The organism is Pirellula sp. SH-Sr6A, from assembly GCF_001610875.1.
Lineage (GTDB): Bacteria > Planctomycetota > Planctomycetia > Pirellulales > Pirellulaceae > JBKCUI01.
This window is the reverse complement of sequence record NZ_CP011272.1, coordinates 1,335,372-1,356,694: the sequence shown is the minus strand read 5'-3', so window position 1 is coordinate 1,356,694 and position 21,323 is coordinate 1,335,372. Positions and strand designations below refer to the sequence as shown.

Genomic DNA, 21,323 nt, shown 5'->3' with positions numbered 1-21,323 from the left:
CGCACATACAGAACCATGATCAACCATTCGTTGGCTATGCGAATTGTACAGAAACAGCAGGAATCGGGCTGGATCAATTCGACGCAAGTCGGAAGTGAGACTGAGTTTCAAACAGTCTGCCGATGCTGAATGTTTTGGACTAATTACCACCCTTGATCGGAATCGCAAAATCACCCTTAAGGCTACGCCATACGGAATGAATATGGTTAGCCTTTGTGCCTTCGACGCCGTCTTGATAGTTGACAAACTCTAAGACAAACGTTGGTCCCTGAACCCTGTAGTAGTGACCAATGCCTGGCTCGGTCGCACCCCACCAACCAAAATGAACTCTCCCAAAATTAGCTTGTCGTATCTCTTCGATATTGCCCGCTGCCACATCGTCAGTCAGATGGCTGTTGTAGGCCTTAATGAGATCCCAAAGGATTTCGCTCTGCTCTTTGTTGAGTTCTGATGCTGCAATTCCCTCAGGCGGCGTTAATGGAGGTTGAGGACTCCCGCCAGCGCGATATTCGGCAGGCGATTTGTCAGCCCGGATGGCTACTTGCTTTTGCTTTTCATCGAGGGATTTGACAAGCTTAAAGCCCAATTCTTCTTCATCCTTGAGCGTTCGAACACCAACCTCGGGTCCGCCTGTGATGTAGGTGCGCACGATTGTTGGGTTCGCTCCCCAAAAGCTAGGCGTATCACTGACGACTGCGCCATCACTTACGACGAAATTCAATGAAAGATGATGGCCTTCGAAACTGAATCCCCAAGTACCTTTTGAGGACGGAGTTCCGAAAATGCTGAGGAAGTAACGTTGAGGATCTCGCAATGGAGCTGTCTTCAACTTCTTCTCATCTTCGAAAAGGTTGTTTTCGAGCGACATGATACGAGTTGCTTTCTCATACCCGGAAGCACTGAGGCTTACTTTCAGCAACTCCTGAGTCAGGTCTTTGAGTTCGTTGGACATGTCACGCAGCGGCAGACCTTTGCGTTCGGGCTTGGGAATGTTATGCCAGTCCGTTCGGCGTGGATCATCATAGGCAAGGACAATCTTGGCCTTCTCGGCTGGAGACAAAGCGGCCACGAGAGTCGATGCGGCTTTCACCATGGCAGCACCAGTCTTGGTTTGCGAAGTATCTTCGGTTGCGAAAGATGGAGCGGCAATGGATAACGCAAGCAAGATTACGGTGATGAATCTCATAGGAGTAGCTGACTGGTTGGGAGGCAAAGGCGAGGTGTGTAGCGGAGGTCTTATGATAGTCAAAAATTCGATCTCGCACGACTGCATCGGTGATTTGTTGGTCGAATCGCACCTTTTGTTCAGGTGACCACCGTAAACCTGCGGAAGCTCTGATCTAACTGCCGCTTCAGCACTCGCTGCCAAACGGGTATCATGTGACGTTATTCTTCCGCTGATTTGAACAGCGGGTTTTTCCTTCCAGAGCTACCTTGCTGGCCGTCGTAGGCGTTGCGCAAGTTCAGGAGTCAAATTGTTATGCCTTGGTTTCATTCGGAGTCAGCGTTCATTTCTCGATCAGAGATTGAACTCATGTGTCAGCGATTACTCGATGAAGCTAGGGACCGCCTGGGTTGCGATTTTCGTAGGGTGTTACTTCTTCCGCCAGATCTCACTCGGGCTCACAGCGGCGCGGGATGGATTACCGAATGTCTTTACAAACTGTTGCCAGCCAATTGCGATACCCACGTGATTCCGACGCTCGGTCAGCACGTGCCGCACACGGAGGCAGAAAACAAATGGATGTTCGGATCTATTCCCAATGAACGAATCCACGCCCACGACTGGCGAGGCGGAGTCACACGTGTTGGAGTTATCCCTGGTGACTTGGTTGCAGATACAACTAATGGCATTGCCGATTGGGATATCCCGGTCGATCTAAACTCGATGACTGTCAACGAGCCATGGGATCTCATTATCAACATCGGTCACGTTGTACCTCATGAAGTGCTGGGGTTTGCGAACCACAACAAAAATTACTTTATAGGTTTGGGCGGAAAAGAACTGATTTGCGCTTCGCATATGGCCGCGGGGGTCTATGGAATTGAGAACAACCTTGGGAAACTGATCACTCCCTTGCGAGCATGTTACAACTGGGCTGAAGATCAATTTCTTTCGCGATTGCCAGATGTGTACTTGCAGGTCGTTATGGCGCGCAATGAAGAGAACAAGCTTGTTCACACCGGGGTTTATGTCGGAGACGATCTCGAAACGTATTTGATGGCTGCCCGCGCGAGCAAAGCTCAGAACATCACTGTATTTGAGAAACCGGTAAAGAAGATCGTCGCCGTGATGCAGGAAGATGAGTTTCGAGCCACATGGGTTGCAAATAAGGCTGTCTATCGAACCCGGATGGCCATGGCCGATGAAGGGGAACTGCTGATCATCGCCCCTGGTGTGGAAAGGTTCGGTGAGCAGCCTGAGGTAGACCGACTTATAAGGAAGTACGGATATCGCCCCAGACTCGAGATCTTAGACCTTTACAAGCATAACGCGGACATGCAGGACATTGGCCACGGTACGGCGCACTTGATTCATGGTACGAGCGACGGGCGATTCACAATCAGGTATGCGCCTGGAAAGCTATCGCGATCAGAAGTCGAACAAGTAGGGTATGCGTTCGCGGATATCGCCGAGGTTACACAGCGTTATGATGCGGGCAAAATGAAGGAAGGTTGGAACACAATGCACGATGGAGAAGAAGTTTTCTTCATCAGTACGCCATCAGCAGGACTATGGTCGACACGTGAAAAGCTCGGCCAGCGTGAGTCGATCGTCGCGTAGTTCAATAGGAACACTATTCTCGGTTACGATAAACTTTTACCGAATTACCATCTGAATTAGACTTTTAGGCTGTTGTCGACTCGATAGTACAAAACTAGATGTCGTTGCGTTTAAGATTGTTTTTGATAATTTTGCGTGTTACCAATTCCAACTTTTTTTGAGTTCGCAGAGAATCGACTAAGATTCCGCGAACTCAACTAGAAATATTCGATCAGAGAGTTTTCGGTAAGACAGCGGAGTAAAATGCGATTCAATTCCTCCGATGAACTTGCCTGGTGGATCATTCGTGAATCGGATTTCTAACCAACGTCCCAAATTACTCCCCGATAGCTCGAATCGGATGGCCTCTTGACTCGTTCGTTCAATCGCAACGAACGCTATCTCGGTATCAGGAATCATGTTGATGTTTGAATAAATCAGTAGAGTAGGTTCGTATAGAGGGTATGGATTGCTGGGTCCGACTACGAGCGGTGACTCGCCAGCAACTAATACTTTCCACTGTGAGTCTACGAACACCGCGAACCGTTCAATGGCTGCCGAATCTTTCGAGAATCGAAGTTGCCTACCAAAATCAACAATCGAACACCAGCCCATCCAAATAGACAGGCCTGCCGCCAACGTTGTGATTTGAAGGAGCATGCGCCGAATACCAGATCCAGATTGGACGCCAAGTTGATTTATCGCAAAGTGAAATAACCACGAAACACTAAACACGATCAGAATTGCTATCACCCCTACATACCTGGGCTGAATGATCTCATCGGTAACTGCGAAGCGTTTCATTTTGGTATCTGCAAATAGCACGAGGTGCGTGAGATAACCGTCTGACAAGAGCCAAAGGTAAAGGATAGCAAGCGACGAAAGCTCGCCAAGAAAACTGAACGATTGAACGGCTCGCAAGGAACTTTGCAATCGGGTCGGGTTGTCCGACGCCGTAGGTACGAACTTTTCTGAGCTGGCTCCTAGTAGGCCAAAGATAGAAGTGCGAACGCGGTACATAGATTTTGATCGTTCTCGAACCATTGTCGATTTTCGTTTTTCCAGGAACCTGATTTAGTCTGCAGCCCCGCGAGTTCCTTGGTGAGTTCTTCTCGCCAAGGATGCGCAGTACCGCTGCTATCCTTGAATTCATTAAGACCCGCCGCACTGATACCCGCCGCGAAAGTGTGAAAGTAGTAGTACAGACCCGCGCTCCCCATCCCTGGATTCTCTTTGAGCGTATAGTGTTTGCCGATCCAGTCGATTGCTGCTTTCACGCGAACATCGTCGGCATTAAGGCCTGCATAAATCATGCTCTTGAGACCAGAATAGGTCATCGATCCCGAACTACGTAGTCCACCAGAGGAAGAGGACTTGTCAGCGGATTCCAGTTCCTTCTCAGTTGGAATCTTGTAATAAAAACCTCCATCGTTAACGTTCGCTGAGAGTTCGATGTCATTGTGTTCGCTCTTCAGATTCTGACAACGCGAGATGAAAACAAGAGCACGCTGAATCGCTGGATCGTCTTGTCCAGCATCGAGAGCTTTCAGAGCCTCCATCAAATAGGTCGTATTCGATAAATCGGGGCGACCTTTGCCAGCATAACCCGCACCACCGTAGTCTAAGTTATCAGTCTCTTCACCAACCGCACCACCAAACTGCATGCCTGTGAGAAACGATTTCGCATTGGCAAGAATTTTGTTGTAGCGACCATCGCCGGCAATTTTGTTGGCCTCACTAAAGGCCAGCACCCCGACACAAGTCTCGTAGTTCATTAGGCGACCATTCCCGTAGATGCCTCCATCCGGTTTGACAAAACCTTCAAGAGCCTTTAGACCTTTTGCGAGTGCAGGGTCATCGAGACCGACTTTGTGCCGCAACATTGCAGTGAGCACCAATGCCGTGACGCCTGGGCCAGCTTCAATACTAAAGGTCCCGTCGGCGGCTTGGCCTTCAATTCTGAGATACCGTAGCGCCCTTTCAACAACAGCTTTTTTATCTGGAGTCACACCGGTCGAAACGACAGATTCAGCCGACTCTTGAGCACCTTGGCTGTGCGTTCCAATGTTGGTGATGCTTATCCCAACACCGATCGCTATAAGCATGTACGTCTTAAAGATTGGAAGTCTCAGCATTGGCCGCCCCTCATTTTGCACGCGGAAGATACGTAAAAGTAGTTGATGCGATTCTACGCAAACACGAGATTTATCGTGATGAATGACTGAAAATTGTCCTGACCGCAGTCGTGTGGCGGATTTTTGTCCACCTATAGTTGGCAATGCTGTGCTTCGGCGCTGCAGAACGTTTTGGAAAAAGGCGTTCGAGAGCTCGGCACTATTAGGCGAGGTGATGGTGCAGCGCAAGTTTCTCTGAGGCCTGGAGTGCCCCATTTTTTGTTCAGTTACCATGAGAGTGATGGTTGAAAGCTCTCCGAGTAGCCATTTTCCCAAGGGCTGCCGGGTAAATGTACCGGGGTTGAACTCCAAGCTTGATCAGCCAATCTCGAATCGCCTTGGCAATGAACTCAGGACCGTTGTCGCTGCGCAAATGCTCTGGCGACGTATTGTCAATTGTTGTGTTCTAGGATTTGGATCTAGGCGGCAACCTGCAGGATTCCATTTACGAATTTCTTTCCTTCGAGCAGCGATACGATGTGCTAATGACCATCGAGTCGCCGCCATTTCTTTGCAGCTGCTTCGGCAAGCTTGAACATCATCACCAAGCTCGCTTGACGCGTTCCGCTTCCCTTCGTCTTGCGATGCCTTAACCGTATCGTTGAGAAGGTGGACTCAATTGGGTTGGTCGTGCGAAGGTGCTTCCAGTGCTCAGCAGGGAAATCATAAAATGCCAGGAGCTCCTCCTTGTCTTTGGGAAGACATTCCCATGCCTGCGGGTATTTCGCTTTGTACATTTCTCCGAAGCGATCAAACGCCTTGTAAGCATTCTCTCGTGTTTCTGCCATCCAGATTTCATGGAGGGCTTCCTTGGCGCGTGGCTGCGCACTTTTGGGGAGCTTGTTCAAGATGTTTCCGCTCTTGTGAAACCAACAACGCTGCTCTCGTATCTTGGAAAACACTTTGCGTACGGCAGCCCAAAAGCCCAACGCTCCATCACCGATGGCAAGCTGCGGATCCACTTTGAGGCCGCGGCTTTTAAGGTCACTAAGAAGCTCCGTCCAACTTGATTCGCTTTCCCGATATCCATCTCTCACGGCGATCAGCTCCTTCTCTCCTTCCGCAGTTGCCCCCATCAAGACCAAGAGGCATTGCCTTTGATTTTCTTGGTCTTCCAATCGAACATTGACATGGATGCCATCTGCCCAGATGTACGCATAACGCTTTTCCGAGAGATCGCGGCTGCTCCAAGTTTCATACTCTTTCGTCCAAGCTTCCTTCAAGCGAACGATTGTCGAGGCGCTCACCGAATCCACGGGAGCGCCCGTCAACGATTGCAAGGCTTCCGAGAAATCGCCGGTGGAAATGCCTTTGAGGTAAAGCCATGGAATGAGCTCGTCGATCGCCTTCGAACGACGCAGGTAGGGCGGAAGGATGCTGGAGGAAAATCGAACGCGATCATCTGCCTCGGGCGATCTATCGCGAACACGAGGCTGCTGGATCTCGAGTGTTCCTGCACCCGTCACCAACTCGCGGGAAGGTAAGTATCCGTTTCGGACGACTTGTCGCCTTCCCTCCTCGTCGACCTTGTTCGAGTGCCGTTCGAGGAATGCTTCGACCTCGTTTTCCAAAGCAGCTTGCAGCATCCGTCTCGCCCCGTCTTGGATGATTTGGTCGAGGACGCTTCTGGCGTTATCAACGGGTCCAAACTTCAAAACTTCGTTCCCACCCACTGGTTCAGAAGCATCGAATACCTTATTTTTCATCTCGGCATACTCCTTGTGCCCTCGCTGGGCCGCTAGCGAAACTTGATGTTTACACCAGCAGGATAAGCCACCTTTTTCTCAATTCACAGAATCCAACATTTGGTTATATCTCCTTGCTCATTTGAAAGTCCTTCTGCTCCGAATCGAAACGTTACACTCTCGTAACATATGGACCTGATTTTGGGGAGCACTCCATCTGTCGTTTACGTTGTGGTGTGCTCCAATTCACCTGTTTGACCAGAAACGACCTCTAGATAGTGTGCCGCCAACCCTACAGAGTCAGCAAATTGGCCAGTCTCGAATTTCGAAACCACTTTGCCATCTTTCAGCACCACCACAACATTTGAATAGATGGCCACGCTGGGTTCATGGGTCACTGTAACAATCGTTCGACGTTCCTTTTCAGATATTTTATGCAACAATTCGCAGATTGCTTGGCTATTCTGCGAGTCGAGACTTCCTGTTGGCTCATCCGCAAGGACGATCGCAGGTTGCGTTATCAGCGCGCGTGCAATCGCGACTCGTTGTTGTTCACCACCGCTTAGAGCATCTGGACGATGAAAACGGCGATGTTCAATCCCCAAGTGATCAAGCAATTCTTCTAACTGCGATGAATCGCAGCGTTTGCCCCCAGAAAGCAGCGGAAGTAAAATATTGTCCTCAGCAGTCAATGCCGGGACGAGATTGAAGGATTGAAACACTAGACCAATTCGATCGCGTCGAAATTTGGTGAGCTGGCTATCCGAGAGCGAGAAGACGGATTGCCCGTCGATTACGACTTCACCGCTGTCTGGGCGAGTCAGGCCGGCGATCAGGTGGAGCAACGTGCTTTTTCCAGAACCGCTGGCTCCCATAATGGCTACCGATTCACCTCGGTTTACGGTTAGGTGCAGGTCGGAAAGGGCTCGTACATCTCGATCCCCTTGCTTGTAAGTCTTGGTAAGACTACTGACCTGTAAGACAGTTGAGCTGTCATTCATTATTGGTGCTTTCATCGAGTAGTTGATACTGTCTGTGACAAGTTACTCTGGTACGCTCGCGACTTCGCCGCCGGATTTGGTCCAAATCGCATGCCAAGTAACAGCATCGATAGAATCTGAAACGAAGTGAACACTTCCATCGCAGTAAGCAGCATTGACGCCTCCCGAGTGATTACTTCGAGCCGCGGTAACCTTGGCAGAACCAAACGTAATATCTGGGACCTTAGCATTTGGAACGAGTCGTCCATTCATAACAGGGCCCGTAGGCGACGAGCCGCGCAGCCACATATAGTTACGCGTTGCATCCCAACCTGAGACGGCAGCCACGATGCCGGTTACGTTGCCAGCATCTAGAAGTGCCAAGTTTGCGTCTGTCGCACTGGCACGACCTCGATAGGATTGTATTTCTTTGCGAGTTGGCGTCACCGATGTAGGACTAATTCCATTACCTCGCAAGGTTTCCGTAAACACCAGTGTATTACTGGTACCATCGGTGATATGCGCCAACTTTGTCTTGCCATCGATCCAACACAACCCGTCTGATGCACCGAATCCTGGGTGGAACGCTTTGTCCATTCCACTTCCTTGGTTCATGGAGTAGTTCGATCCAGCTACAGTAATGACTGCTGTAGACGGTAACGTCAAGTTGTGCGTTGGATTTTCGCCATCGCTCGGACAAATGAAAAATGGAACGACTGTAGCTGCGGCAGGTTGTAGCGCGGCTGGCAGATCCGCGGTCCCTGGGTGTCCCATATAGATCGAGAAATCAATTAGACTATGAAGGTTATCCTGCTCGGAATAGGGAAGCACCTTAGCTAATGGCGAGTAATCGTTCGGATACCCTCCCGTGCGACTCCATCCGGCGTTGGGTAGCATTTCACGATAGGTTGATGCGTAGTTGTGCAGCGCTAAACCTAACTGCTTGAGATTATTGCTGCATTGCATTCGACGCGCTGCTTCGCGGGCCGCTTGTACTGCGGGCAGCAGCAATCCCACTAAGATTCCGATAATCGCGATGACAACGAGAAGCTCCACAAGTGTGAATCCACGCTTCCGAGTTTGACTAATTTGTTTTTGCTTCGTCATTGGGGTTCATTCTGTGAGATAGAGTTGAAGTCTTGATCTGTAGTTGAAAGCACTTTGCGATTTCTGCCCGTCTGCTTTGTTCCCTTATGGACCATATGTTTTCATACCTAAAGAGCATCTTTGGTCTGTTGTAGCAGCGATAATGGGGATGCTCGACCAATCACCAAAGCAGGTGCCAGCGCGCACAAAAATCCGATTGCAAGGGCGAGGCCCACCCCAAGAACCACTGGCAATAGAGGGATTACCAACGGTGGATGGAGTCCACCGAAGAAACTAATGTACTGGGCCAAACCGCAACCGCACCAACCAGCCAATACGCCGAACGACACACTGAGAACGCAAGCCACAATCGCAATCAATACTCCTTCAGCTAAGATAGCGCGGGTGATCTGTGATCGATCGATTCCGATCGACCGCAGCACGCCAAATTCCCATCGCCGGGAGCGAACAGAAGCCAACAATACGTTCAAGACTCCGATGGCTGCAATTACGAGTGCAAGGAGCGGAACTTGGCTAAGCATCCACAGCCATCGACTGGCCATGTTTCGAAGTTGATTCCGAATGCTGGCGACCGGGATGACTCTAGATTGAACTGATGACTCACCAGAACTTGACGCGTGCGTCTGGGCAAGCAATGACTTCAATCCATCGCTGATTGCGTCTGGGTCAGATTGCCTTTGAGTGTAATCAAACCAAACGTGGGTCGCTTCCGGCAATTGAAAATCTCGCGAGACCTGTTTCAGGTCGGCGAAAATCAGGGCTGCTGCGCGATGTGTGCGGGGACGCAGTCCCGTCGTCTTGGTTTGCCAATGCCAGCCGTGAAGATCGACGGCACCTACGATAGTGTAGCTCACAGGGGTCGCCGAGGACTCTGGCGGAACGACTTCAATGAGGTCGTCTAACTTCAAGCCAGTTTCTCTGAGAAAGTGGACTGGAACGACACAACTTCTTTCGCTTTGCATTTTCTCAATGGCCCGCGACGGATCTCCTTCAATCCATCGAAGCTTCAAGAGTGGATCGTCGCCTCCAAAGGCCACGCCGGGATCGAGTCCAGCCAGGATGATATTATCTTGACGCGTGATCGTTGCGCGCGTTGCACTGCCAGTAAGATCTTGTAAGAGTCTTGGCTGTTCCACCACGACTAGCGTGGATCGCTGCGTATGGATTCCCTCGATCTCTCTGACGTTATTCAATTGATTGAGGGCAAGCCCCGGAGAAACCGCAGCGAGCGCATCAGGCGCCCACGGACCCGGGACGAATGCCTCCAGCATGGTCCAGCCCCAAACATGAATTCCAAGGAAAAGCCCAAGCCCAAAAGCAAGCGAGACGGAAGCACCCACCGAACGCCACACTCTGGAAGAAATTTGGCTCGAAAGTAATTTTTGATCCGTCGCGAACACTCGAGCTAATAGCGGGCTTCCGAATTGGTCAACCCAACAAACAACTAATGGCGCTAGTAGTGTAAAGCCCACAGCCATTGTTACGAACCCAACAGCCATTCGCACGTAGGTTGCTGGCTCTGAACCAGGAGGAAGGAGAAAAGTCAGAATCGGATTGATGGCCACCAAAATACTTCCGATTAGAAGCGACAAACGAACAAAGCGAGGCTCGTCGACAATTTCGGGCCGAGGTGCCATAGCATCCATTGGACGAAATCGCATCACTCGAATCGCAGGAATTAGTGAGGCAATCAAGGCTCCGCCCAACATCGATATACTTGCCAGCGTTACGCTCCATGTCCCTATGGAAATTCCGTGATAGAGAACCTTGGCGAATAGCCACCCAACAATCGTAAGCAGTAGCCAGCTAGCCAGTAGCCCGAACAACAGTCCTCCGAGCCCCAACAAAAAACCTTCCATTACGATGACAAAAGCTACTTGGATTCGTGAAAAAGCGATTGCTCGAAGCACAGCGTATTGTCGAATTCGCTCATTGACACCCATACTTAACGAACACATGACGACCAATGCTGAAACCAGCAGCGCGATTCCGGTTGCAGCAAACGATTGCATACGCAGATTTTGAGCCGCAGCCGCCTGATCCAGCGCCTCCTCGATTTCAAACGCTTCTTGAAATTGCACGGGCGTTTCATAGCGGTTAAGTCTAGGAGCCCAGCCGAATCTAAATTTGTCTATGTCTGCACCGTTATCTACAGCGACACCGATCAAGCTAATCCTTTCTGATTGTCCAAAAATCTCCTTAGCAAGATCGATCGTCACAAATGCATCTGCCGAACTTGGTGTAAGAAGAGGAATGCCCATCGGCCCAGCCCCCGGCAGGCTTGGACCATTGAAAATCCCTGCGATCTGCAATGTGCGAGCAGTCGAACCGACCTTCACCTCGATCGGATCGCCCAATTTCCAGCCCCGGTCTTTGGCAACATCTGCCCTAATAGCGATGCTGTTCGGGCCACTTTGATTTCCGGAAATGCTGTTGATCCAACTACCACTTTGCATGTCGTGAGGAGGCGAGTCTGCGCTGCTTGCAACCATCAACAGTTCAGGTAAAAAAGGTCGACGTGATCGTGGCCCTGGTTTGCCTTGGTTGGACTCCTCAGACTGCAAGCCGCTAGTATCAGTTGGAACAGATACGGAACCACGCTCACTTTGCGAACCTGGAATTCCTGACTCCCTAGGACCTGCCAATGGAATGACGGCGGATGCTCCTGCAAGCGGCATGCGAACAGCCCACATAGCATCTGCCGAGACCACCGTCGGATCTTTTCGAAGGTCTTCGAGCACTTGTCGTGGCACCTCGAGTTCGCCCTTTGACCCGATCGGCGCAACCGCTAGTTGGTATCGACCCAGCGCCAGGTTCGAATACTCATCAAAGGTCTTGTGCAAAGCATCGTAACTGCTTGCGATCCAGATCACTAAACACGTGGCTGCTGCGCCAGCCGTGGTCGTCAAGATTGCCCGCAACGGATGTTCGGCGAGGAACGAAATCGCGACTTGCAGCACTTTCATACGAGCGATTCCCCAAACAGCGCCTGCTGGTAACGCTCGGTAATCTCATGCGGATGATGCGACCCGGTTGTAGCGAATTCAGTTAGCAGCTTGCCGTCACGCAACACCAAGACTCGGTCCGCCCACATGGCTACAGTCGGCTCATGGGTTACCACCACAATGCTCCGATGCTCTTCATCACACAGCTCGCGAAGCAACTCGCACAGCTTTTGCCCTGTTGTAGAGTCCAGACTTCCCGTCGGCTCGTCAGCAAACACAATCGCCGGTTCGGTAATAAGAGCCCTTGCAATAGCAACACGTTGTTGCTCTCCGCCAGACATCGCACCTGGTTTATGGTTCCTGCGCGGCGAAATCCCCAAGCGATCCAATAACTGCTCGGATCGATTAATTGTCTCTTGATCCGAGTTCGCTGGCAGCAGGATATTGTTTACAGCGGATAGGCTAGGAATCAGATTGAATGATTGAAAAATCAATCCGATCTTTCTTCGACGAAACTGAGTGAGTTGGCGGTCGTTCAGTTGAGCAAGATCCTGTCCACCGACGCGAACGATACCTTCATCGATCTCCGTTAAGCCGGCCATGGCGTGTAAAAGCGTGCTCTTCCCGGAGCCCGACGCACCCATGATGGCCACAAACTCGCCTGAAACGATCTCCACCGACACGCCATCAAGCGCTGTGACCGCAGACCTGCCTTGACGAAAGCGCTTGACGACATTGGACACTTGAACTGGTTTACTATCGGACATTTTTTCCTGATCTTGGTTTGCGATTGGAGAAGAACTCATCTCTGGCTATGTGCTATGAGCGTGCTATCGGCACCTAACGCGCGCTGCGGCCAGCGGCAAGTAGTGACAAGGGTTCAGCGCGGCCGATTCGAAACGCGGGCCAGGCCGCCGCTATTGCGCATAGGCTAAGAGTAATAACGAAGCCAAATCCTAGTTGCTGCCAAGGCACAAGAAATTCAGGCGTGCCGAAGTACTGGCCCCAATTTCCGTATAGCGCCATTCCAACCCCACACCATCCAGCGATCAATCCGAACGACAAGCTGAGCATGCAGGCAGATAGACCGATAAGAAGTGTTTCCGCAATAACTATCTTGACCAACTGTAGTCGGGTTGTTCCGATTGATCGAAGAATGCCAAACTCCCATTGACGGGAACGAACCGACGCGATCACGGCATTCACTACTGCAAGTGACATAATGAACAGAGTGATGAGCGGTAGTTGGCTCATGCCCCAAATCATGTCTTTGGCTCGAATGGTGATTGACCTTCGGACAGTTTCAGTGGCCGTCGCGCGTGCGAAAGGGCGATACGAAGTCACCGTACCTAGTCCGTCCGCTTGAATATTGCCGGTAGCGAACTGCTCGGCTATTTTCTGCATAGCCGCTTCAATCTCGGGCAGCTTTGTACCGGGCTTAAGATTAAGCCAGCAGAATTCGGTTCTGTTTAACTGAAAGTCTTTCCGAACTGTCTGGCGGTCAACGAACATCATGCTGGCGGTTCGAACAAAGTGGCGTCGAACTCCGGAAAACTTCGTTATCCATTGCCAGCCGGGCATTTCTACTACTCCAACGATTTCATATTCAACACGTTGGCTTGGAGCGTTGGGTGGAATGAACTTTACTTTTTGACCGACTCGCAATCCGGAAGTCACTTGAAAATCTCGCGAAACCACGCAAGTTCCACCGCTCTTCAATCGCGAAACTACATCATCTCGATTCCCCTGCACAAAATTAACGGGAACAAGCGGGGCATTTCCGGTGAGAATCTCCTGAGCATCAATACCAAACAGAACAGCATTGTCGTGCGTTATACGCCCCGGAGCCTCGTCGTCTCCCCAATCAAACTTAGCTTGTTCGATCGCGAGCGGCGTTACGCTCGAATTTTCGACTCCCTCAGCCTTGCGCACCGCATCAAGTCCCTGATCATCCAATCCTCCTGGCTGAAAGGAGACAAGCATATCGGGCAACCAATCTCCGGGCATGAACGGCTTAAGCATTGAAAAGCCCCAGGTTTGCGTAGATGCATACAAGCCAAGCCCAACCGAAAGCGCCAATGTGGCCCCTATTGTTCGCCAAAGGTTCGTCGATAGTTGGGTATGAAATAAACGAGGGTCGATTCCGAAGAGTTTGGAGAGCGGACTTCCGAAAAGCCGTTCCGACAATCGCACGACGATTGGCGTCAGTAGCACCATACCGATGAGCAATGCTGGATAGGTCACCATGGAATAGCACCACACTCGCCATTGGTCGGGAAGAGGCAACAAAAAGACTGTAACAGGCGCAGTTATAGCGAGCAGTAACCCCACGACTGTCATTGTGCTGTAGTGCCATGTTCCAGGCGCCGCAACACGGGAAACTGAGATTGCTTCCAGAGGCCTGATGCGCGTTGCACGCCACGCAGGCAGCACGGCAGCTCCGATGGCACCTAAAAGGACAGTTGCAGCCGTTAACTTGAATGTCGTCCAGCCAAGTGTTGCCCCGCTTGCAAAAAGTCCTGGCATCCAACGGCTGCCGATAAACAGCAAGCAGAAACCCAGCACCAGTCCGCAGAACCAACCGATTGCTGCCAGTATGAAACTCTCGATCCCAACGACTCCAGCGATCTGAAGTCGACTAAACGCAACCGCGCGGAGTAAAGCAAACTCGCGAGTACGTTCACTAACTCCCATGCTCAAGAGTGAGAAAATGATGAAGACTGACGCCAGCGATGCGAAACCCGTGGCGGCGTAGGACTGCGATCGTTGTGACGAAACGCTCATGCTGTTCGTCAACCCAGCGCGAACGGTGCTGAAGTCAACGATGGTCATTGCCGGGAGAGCCGCTGCGAGAGGCTCTTTCCACTTGGACGAAAACTGGTACACCACATACGAATCGCGAAGAGCGACCTGTAGAACCGTTGGCTCAGAAGAAAAACCGTTGATCTTTTCAGCAAGCTGCGGACGGACGTAGATAGCATTGGTTGCCACTCCCTGAACAAAAGCTGCAGGGATTCCAAGCTTGGTGGCAGTATTCTCTACCGAATCAGCTCTGTCAGCGACCGTACCCTCGGTTGGACCTGGACCCGCTCCACGTCCACCGCCCTGACCGCCACGACCAGGACCGCCACCGCCAGGACCACCTCTTCCAGATCCGCGCCCACCACTTCTGTTACCGCGACCGCCAGGTCCGCCACCGAGCGACGGAGTCTCCGGCGCTTGCTCGACGACCCCAATAACGGGCAATCGCATTTGATTCGCCATCGTCGTAACTAAAACCTCATCTCCGACCGTGATGTTTAGTCGCTTGGCAGCGCCGGAACTAATAACAACACTGTCATCCTTTAGCCATGCGCCTTGCTGAAGTTCGTATGGCGGCTCTTCGGCAGCTGTCCCGACAAGCACTGGGTCAATCGGCGGCGCTCCATTGACTGGTGGTCGTGTGCCGATGAGCAATCCAAGCGAAGACTCATCCGTGCCTTCGCCTGGCTTACTAACGCGAGCGATCGAAACTCGCGACTGATGAACTGGATTGAGTTCTAGAACGCCTGGATCTTCACGCATCATTTCGATTACCTTAGGATCGACATAACTGACTGCGCCAGGCTGGCCTTGAGGAATCAACAAGATGTCATAGCGCCCTAAGTACTTGCCAGCGTTTTCATCGAACTGGGAAACCAGCGCGTCGTACCCACTAACTACCCAAACAACTGCACACGTTGACGCGATAATTCCAAAGACCGTTACTATCGCTCGGCCTGGATGAATCGCCGTCTGTCGTAGAACCAACTTGAGAATTAGCTTTAGGCTTTGCATGGGAAAAATCGGTCCATCGACGTAACAAACGACAGTATCTTGATTTCGCTGATCTCGACACAGCTGTGCAGAATCGCTGCTGCTACGGTAACTGTACTAGAAGCATTCGATGACTCGATCATAGCGCTAGTAAAGAGAGGCACAAGATGTGAACAAAGATTATCCATATATGAATAAGATTCGATCAGCAGTAAATGAAGTAACGGTATCAACGGAAAATCGTATTGGATACAAAGAAATCGACGTGTTGCTCACCTGAACTTTGAGAGCGTGAAGAGCTGTTCAATTGGTTTGCGATGAAAACTTGACCCGCCCTGAGCAAAAAGTAGATCGCATCGACTAAGGTGATTTTCCTTCCGGCGCTGCAGAACATTCTGGAAAAAAGCGTTCGAGAACTCGGCGCTATTAGGCGAGTTGATTGTGCCGCAAGAGTTTCTCTAAGGGCCACCTCGTGCAATCGATGAGCTTGGGCTCACTTCGGTGTAAACGGGCGATCTGTTGGGGTGTTTCGATGGTTTTGTGAGATGGTTCGACGTCGATTTTCCTGCTTGTGACGATCAATCAGACATCCATCGAGCTTGTCGCTCGCTTGGTGATCCTCGTTTCTTGGTACAAGACGCACTTGCACAAGGCTTAGCTCGTGTTGTTTTGGAGTGATACAAGTGCTGGTTCGCTGGTTTTTGCTCTACAGAAATCACAGCTCAGAGCGCGATTGTGCGCTAACCTCGCAGTTCTCGCTGTTGCACGCTTCTCTTTAAGGTCCACCGGAACATTCGCTCCGGTCCCAAAGTGCATCTCGTCGGGTGTCTGCCCTTGGAAGGCAAAATGGGGCACGACCGAGTTGTGCTGCTCGACGTAAAAGGCAACAAACTTGCGAACCGAATTCGCACTTTCAAGTTCGTTCAAATACAACCACTGGTGCTTCAGCTGACGCCACCATGCTTCGATCATACTGTTCGATTCCACAATATCGACCTGCGCAAGAATGCGCTGGATGGTGCCATCAGAAACAAGCTCATTTACTGCGCCATTCACGTTTTCAACGCCCAAGTCCATGACAGCAGAGGGTACTGTGTTTTCGGGGAGTCCCTTCGCTGCTTCCTTAAGGAGTTCCGCTGTCGTACCTGTTTCAAAGGTGTAATTCAATCTCCATGCGAGAATGCGGCGCGAGAAGTTGTCGAGAATTGCGTGAAGGTACACGCGGCTGCCATCGAGCAATCGAACAATGGTTGTATCGACATGCCAATATTCGTTCGGCTTCGTAGCTCGTAATCCGACGCGCGGTTTCGGTGGGTAGATGCGTTTGCGAGACCGGATCCAATTTCCATTTTGAATTGCTCGGTACCAAGTCGAGGTGCAAGCGTAGACCTTTCCTAAACGTGAGGCCAATCGTGCAATCGATCCGACGCTGAGATGACGATAGTCTTCAGACTGCACCATCGATCGCATTTCGGAGCGTTCCGTCGCAGTCGTTTGCCCCGGCAAAGACCTAGGACAAGACGCGACATCATCGAGTCCACATTCTTGCGAGTTCTTCCAATCGTAGTAGCGCGAAGAAGAGAGTCCAATGCAGGCAAGTAATCTTGACAATCGAACGAAGAGGCTTGCACGATCAATGACCCGGAGGAGTTTTTCTTTATCGCTCCCTTGAGGCAATCGTTGGTAGGTAAGCGAAAAACCCCATAGCCGAAACAAGACAACGCACAGTCGAAGTAAAGCTCTCAATCGTGCTGTGCGCCGCTCGAGAAGGTAGACCCTCTTTTCGAGGCTCTCGACATAATCATCTTTTGCAATCAGTGTCACAACCGGTCGAGGTCGAGCCTTAGTCCAGCCATGAATCGTAGATCGAGGCACACCGATTCGTCTCGCGGTCTCCGTTCTTCCAGATTGGAAGACCAATTCCCGCAAACGGTGATCATACGAGTTCTGTCGGCGTTTAGGTGCGATTTAAAGTCATTCCTGTAAACTTGCATTACCCAGTTCATTCGAGAGCAACTACTTGTTTTTGCAGGGGCTTGGTACTGGTTATTGCTGAGGCGATTCCTTGGAAATAACGTTGACGATATCTTGCGCGAGCCAATCTCGCTCTCGCTCTCGTCCAGTAATCTCTCTGACTATACCGAGACGCTCCAAACGCTCCATGTCCTTTCCTGCTGTCGTTTTGGTGGTTTGTGTATGTTTCATAAGATCGGCAATATTCATTGCTGGCGAAGCAAATAAGGATTCGACGACTGGAAACAACCTAGTTGGTGCCCCATCGGTTTTAAGAAGGTCTTGAAAGCGAACTTGCAGATTAATCAATTCTTCACTTCGCCAGATGGCATCAAGCGTCTGAGTTCGAATAGCCTCCAAGAAGAACCCAATCCAGTCAGACCAAGCTTGACCACCTTGTTGACTGATTCGTAAAAGAAGGTCGACGTATTGCTTACGATTTTCGTTGATGTAAGCACTCATGTAGACAACAGGGTGCTCGAGCAGTTTCTCCTTCACTAGGGATCGTGAAATGAGAACGCGCCCTATTCGCCCGTTCCCGTCACTGAATGGATGGATGGTTTCGAATTGGTAGTGAGTGATTGCAACGGCAAAGAGAGGAGGGATATGGTCATGAGAGTTGTTTACGAAGGCTTCAAGATCGCGAATTGCATTGAGCAACTCATCTCCCGGAGGCATGGGAATAAAGCGAGCGTGTTGAGCTCCAGGTAGCGGCCCGCTCAAGTAAACTCCTTTATCGCGAAACAAACCTGGGCGATGATTTTTGCCGCGAACGCTCTGTAACAATATGGCGTGCATTTCCCGAATGAGTCGTGATGACCATGGCAAGTCAGAATGGATCCCATGTTCGAGCGCTCGGACATAGTTCCAGCTTTCAAGACTGCTATCACGCGGATGCAATAAACGACCAGCCCCAGCCAACACAAGCTCTTCTGCCGTAGTGTGAATATTTTCAACTTCGGAGGAAAGCTTCGCTTCTCGCATCCACAAGGTTCGCAACATTGCTGCCGCATTCCCAACACGCTTGTGCAAACCATTGATCTTCCCCAGCGCCAAGAGCGTTTCGGAATAGCGGTCGAAATGCTCTATCTGCAATGCCTTCCAATCAATTTTGGGAGGAAGAGGGTCGGGTACGAATGCCAACGTTTTTGTCTGAGTTGGGGGCGCCATTGGCCCATTCAAATACTCAGTGAGATAAGTGGCGACCAGTTTTCCAGGGAAACCCTTTTGGTAGTCTGCTTGATTCACTAGTCCAATCCTCGAAACCAACCCGCCTCGCTAGTCCATAAATCTGCGTTTTTGTAGACTAGCGGCTGGGTTTAGTCAAGAAGCCTGGACTTAGCTAAACGTTGCGGAAGCTTGCCATTGCCGAAAGCAGTAAGTTCGAGGGAAATCGTGAGTGGAGCGCACTTTTTACACTCCGAGAGGCACCTTTGAGAAAAATAGCAGCAAGCAGAAACTCCAGTTTGCATTGTCGGCGGCGACTCAGAACGCGATTCACCCGCAGGCTAAAGGTCCATTCCGCGACTCTTTGGCTGGCCCTGGCCGGTCTCGAACTGGCTTGTCTGTTAAGCTGATTTTCCGTAAAGCGGCACGCAGACATGAAAACACCGAGTCGGTCTTGAAAACGCACAACTCCCACGCTAATCCTAGGTTAGCGATCAACGGCTCTCCGAGAAGGTTCCTTATCAGGGTTGATCCGGGGAGCCTTAGTTTTTTCTACGGAAGAAACGCCAAAAAGTTAACGCCGGACGACGAGAGATCGACGCCCGGCGTTTTTCGTGTGCGTCAGGCATGACGCGGAGCGTCATTGACTGACGCTCGCAACTGGCAAGCGAAAGTGAACCAGGAAGTAACTTGTCGGGTGCAAGTCCCGATGGAGGCCTTGATGACAGGAACTCCTAGTCGACTGCAAGGGTGTCAGGGGCAACTCTGAATCTGAAGGAAGCAGCAGGCAAACTCTCGGTTCGAGGTACACGAACCGTATACGAGGCGACGACCCGGTGGGCGAGAAGGCACGAAGATTCAAAGCCCAATGTCATTCGGACCGAGTCGGCGTATATGCGGCGAATATACGAGAGGAAAGTTACGCGTCTTACCCTGAGAGATCTACGGGGATGCTGCAAAGCTAGTTGCCTCGCAAGAGGTTACGATGTCACCGTAGAAGTCAGCAGAGGCCATAGTAGTCGGAGGCTTTAGCTGACGAAGGGCCGAACAAGTTTAACCGTTTGGTGCAAAGTATTCGTGATGTGAGGTAGACGCAGAGATGACGGCTGAGAAGCCTGAGCGGCGAACAAGAGTATGCGGCGGAACCGCTGAGGGTAATTCGTACGCGCGTCAAACACTTCCGGCATGCAATGAGAACACTGAACATTCAGTCACCGTCACGATGGAGGAGGTGCTAAGCCGCAGCAATATGTTGCAGGCGTTGAGCCGTGTTGTCGGTAATAAAGGAGCCGCAGGCGTTGATGGGGTGACCGTCGATGAACTGCCAGGCTACTGCCGAGAGCATTGGGAACGCCACCGGGAAGAACTGTTCAGCGGAACGTATCGTCCGAGCCCTGTGCGAAAGGTAGAAATACCTAAACCCGGTGGCAAAGGGATGCGCATGCTGGGCATACCGACAGTGCTAGATCGCTTGATCCAGCAAGCTTTACTGCAAGTGCTCACGAGGCTCTACGATCCAATGTTTTCGGATTCTAGCTTTGGGTTTCGCCCAGGCCGGAGTACGCATCAGGCGTTGGATCGTGCCAAGGAACACATTGCTTCAGGGCATCGCTGGGTTGTCGACATGGACTTGGAAAAGTTCTTCGATCGCGTCAATCACGACATCCTGATGAGTCGCCTTGCACGTCAGATCCAAGACAAACGCATCCTGAAACTGATCCGCTTGTATCTGCAAGCTGGCATCATGGAAGGCGGCATCGTGAGTCCACGCAGCGAGGGAACGCCGCAAGGCGGTCCCTTATCACCGCTTCTGTCCAACGTCCTGCTCGATGAGCTGGACAAGGAGCTGGAACGCCGAGGCCACAAATTCGTTCGCTACGCTGATGACTGTAACATTTACGTTCGCAGTCACCGCGCCGGTGAGCGAGTGCTTAATGGTGTCGAACGCTTCCTGAGCGAGAAACTGCGACTGACAGTGAATCGAGCCAAGAGTGCCGTGGACCGCCCCTGGAACCGCAAGTTCCTGGGCTATACGTTCACGCACCATCACCAACCGAAGTTTAAGGTGTCTCCTGAATCGGTCAAACGCTTCAAGGGTCGCCTACGCGAGGAACTCCGCAAGGCACGAGGTCGCAATGTGCGTACGGTGCTTGCTCAGTTGCAGCCGGTCCTGATCGGTTGGGTGTCGTACTACCGGAAGAGTGAAGTGAAGAAAACGTTCGAGGAACTTGATAGCTGGTTACGCAGGAAGTTACGCGCCATCTACTGGCGCCAATGGAAGCGTCCGCCCAAACGAGCCCGCGAACTGACTCGCCTTGGCATTGACCGCGTGCGAGCGTGGGTCTGTGCTGGCAATGGTCATGGCCCCTGGTGGAATGCTGGCGCTAGCCACATGAATCAGGCCCTGCCTACTCGCCACCTCACGCAACTTGGGCTGATAAGCCTCGTCCAGAAAGGCACTGAGCTGAATCGTCGTTAGACCTGAACCGCCGTATACGGAACCGTACGTACGGTGGTGTGGGAGGACGGCGGGAGTAATCCCGCCTCCTACCCGATTTCTATCCCACGTTTTGGGCCTTTTCCGCGTCCACAACACCCGCCCCAAATATCTCGGTTAGGAAAGAGAGATACTGGGCAACGACAGAAACGCGAGCCGTCCCCTCCGGCACCCACGATCTCTACTGAGAACTCTC

At 51.4% G+C, this 21,323-nt stretch carries 12 protein-coding genes and 2 pseudogenes; 2 read left to right on the top strand and 12 right to left on the bottom strand.

Going from position 1 to position 21,323, the window contains the following annotated elements:
• Nucleotides 1-139: 139 nt before the first annotated feature.
• Entirely contained in the window at nucleotides 140-1,369 is a 1,230-nt protein-coding gene (locus VN12_RS05205; RefSeq protein WP_146675830.1) for a DUF3500 domain-containing protein, read from the bottom strand.
• 165 nt (nucleotides 1,370-1,534) lie between these two features.
• Here VN12_RS05205 and VN12_RS05200 point away from each other — a divergent pair, with 165 nt between their 5' ends.
• A complete protein-coding gene (locus tag VN12_RS05200) occupies nucleotides 1,535-2,785 on the top strand; it encodes a lactate racemase domain-containing protein (protein ID WP_240491327.1) in 1,251 nt (416 codons plus the stop codon).
• Between the two features lie 177 nt (nucleotides 2,786-2,962).
• Here VN12_RS05200 and VN12_RS05195 read toward each other — a convergent pair whose 3' ends face one another.
• The 11 genes and pseudogenes from VN12_RS05195 to VN12_RS05145 form a co-directional block, all read right to left on the bottom strand.
• Nucleotides 2,963-3,784, bottom strand: a complete 822-nt coding sequence (locus VN12_RS05195; RefSeq protein ID WP_146675828.1) for a hypothetical protein — start codon at nucleotides 3,782-3,784, stop codon at nucleotides 2,963-2,965.
• Nucleotides 3,748-5,172 (bottom strand): prenyltransferase/squalene oxidase repeat-containing protein, encoded by a 1,425-nt coding sequence (locus tag VN12_RS05190; RefSeq protein WP_240491326.1) that lies wholly within the window; start codon nucleotides 5,170-5,172, stop codon nucleotides 3,748-3,750. The genes VN12_RS05195 and VN12_RS05190 overlap by 37 nt, the downstream gene beginning before the upstream one ends.
• Nucleotides 5,173-5,174: 2 nt before the next feature.
• Nucleotides 5,175-5,320, bottom strand: a pseudogene (locus VN12_RS05185) (DDE-type integrase/transposase/recombinase); the annotation flags it as partial.
• Between the two features lie 103 nt (nucleotides 5,321-5,423).
• Nucleotides 5,424-6,644, bottom strand: a pseudogene (locus VN12_RS05180) (IS256 family transposase); the annotation flags it as partial.
• Nucleotides 6,645-6,847: 203 nt separating this feature from the next.
• Nucleotides 6,848-7,624 carry an ABC transporter ATP-binding protein gene (locus VN12_RS05175; RefSeq protein WP_146675826.1) on the bottom strand — a complete coding sequence of 259 codons (777 nt, stop codon included), beginning with the start codon at nucleotides 7,622-7,624 and terminating at the stop codon, nucleotides 6,848-6,850.
• A 42-nt stretch (nucleotides 7,625-7,666) separates the two neighbouring features.
• On the bottom strand, nucleotides 7,667-8,710 hold the full coding sequence (locus tag VN12_RS05170; protein ID WP_146675825.1) for a DUF1559 domain-containing protein: 1,044 nt from the start codon (nucleotides 8,708-8,710) through the stop codon (nucleotides 7,667-7,669).
• Nucleotides 8,711-8,817: 107 nt separating this feature from the next.
• A complete protein-coding gene (locus VN12_RS05165; protein ID WP_146675824.1) occupies nucleotides 8,818-11,676 on the bottom strand; it encodes an ABC transporter permease in 2,859 nt (952 codons plus the stop codon).
• Complete coding sequence (locus tag VN12_RS05160; protein WP_240491325.1) at nucleotides 11,673-12,461, bottom strand: ABC transporter ATP-binding protein; 789 nt, start codon at nucleotides 12,459-12,461, stop codon at nucleotides 11,673-11,675. The genes VN12_RS05165 and VN12_RS05160 overlap by 4 nt, the downstream gene beginning before the upstream one ends.
• A 34-nt stretch (nucleotides 12,462-12,495) precedes the next feature.
• Nucleotides 12,496-15,471 (bottom strand): FtsX-like permease family protein, encoded by a 2,976-nt coding sequence (locus VN12_RS05155; protein ID WP_146675823.1) that lies wholly within the window; start codon nucleotides 15,469-15,471, stop codon nucleotides 12,496-12,498.
• Between the two features lie 633 nt (nucleotides 15,472-16,104).
• A complete protein-coding gene (locus VN12_RS05150; protein ID WP_146675822.1) occupies nucleotides 16,105-16,920 on the bottom strand; it encodes a DDE-type integrase/transposase/recombinase in 816 nt (271 codons plus the stop codon).
• 576 nt (nucleotides 16,921-17,496) lie between these two features.
• Complete coding sequence (locus VN12_RS05145) at nucleotides 17,497-18,711, bottom strand: Fic family protein (protein WP_146675821.1); 1,215 nt, start codon at nucleotides 18,709-18,711, stop codon at nucleotides 17,497-17,499.
• 1,141 nt (nucleotides 18,712-19,852) lie between these two features.
• Here VN12_RS05145 and ltrA point away from each other — a divergent pair.
• Nucleotides 19,853-21,109, top strand: coding sequence for a group II intron reverse transcriptase/maturase (gene ltrA / locus VN12_RS05140; RefSeq protein ID WP_205855087.1), 1,257 nt, complete (start codon nucleotides 19,853-19,855; stop codon nucleotides 21,107-21,109).
• Nucleotides 21,110-21,323: the final 214 nt, after the last annotated feature.

What these genes read in the sequence shown, in the direction of transcription:
- VN12_RS05200 (WP_240491327.1), top strand. Translation starts at nt 1,535, where the DNA reads ATGTGTCAGCGATTACTCGATGAAGCTAGGGACCGCCTGGGTTGCGAT.
- VN12_RS05195 (WP_146675828.1), bottom strand. Translation starts at nt 3,784, where the DNA reads ATGTACCGCGTTCGCACTTCTATCTTTGGCCTACTAGGAGCCAGCTCA.
- VN12_RS05190 (WP_240491326.1), bottom strand. Translation starts at nt 5,172, where the DNA reads ATGGTAACTGAACAAAAAATGGGGCACTCCAGGCCTCAGAGAAACTTG.
- VN12_RS05175 (WP_146675826.1), bottom strand. Translation starts at nt 7,624, where the DNA reads ATGAATGACAGCTCAACTGTCTTACAGGTCAGTAGTCTTACCAAGACT.
- VN12_RS05170 (WP_146675825.1), bottom strand. Translation starts at nt 8,710, where the DNA reads ATGACGAAGCAAAAACAAATTAGTCAAACTCGGAAGCGTGGATTCACA.
- VN12_RS05165 (WP_146675824.1), bottom strand. Translation starts at nt 11,676, where the DNA reads ATGAAAGTGCTGCAAGTCGCGATTTCGTTCCTCGCCGAACATCCGTTG.
- VN12_RS05160 (WP_240491325.1), bottom strand. Translation starts at nt 12,461, where the DNA reads ATGAGTTCTTCTCCAATCGCAAACCAAGATCAGGAAAAAATGTCCGAT.
- VN12_RS05155 (WP_146675823.1), bottom strand. Translation starts at nt 15,471, where the DNA reads ATGCAAAGCCTAAAGCTAATTCTCAAGTTGGTTCTACGACAGACGGCG.
- VN12_RS05150 (WP_146675822.1), bottom strand. Translation starts at nt 16,920, where the DNA reads ATGCGATCGATGGTGCAGTCTGAAGACTATCGTCATCTCAGCGTCGGA.
- ltrA (WP_205855087.1), top strand. Translation starts at nt 19,853, where the DNA reads ATGGAGGAGGTGCTAAGCCGCAGCAATATGTTGCAGGCGTTGAGCCGT.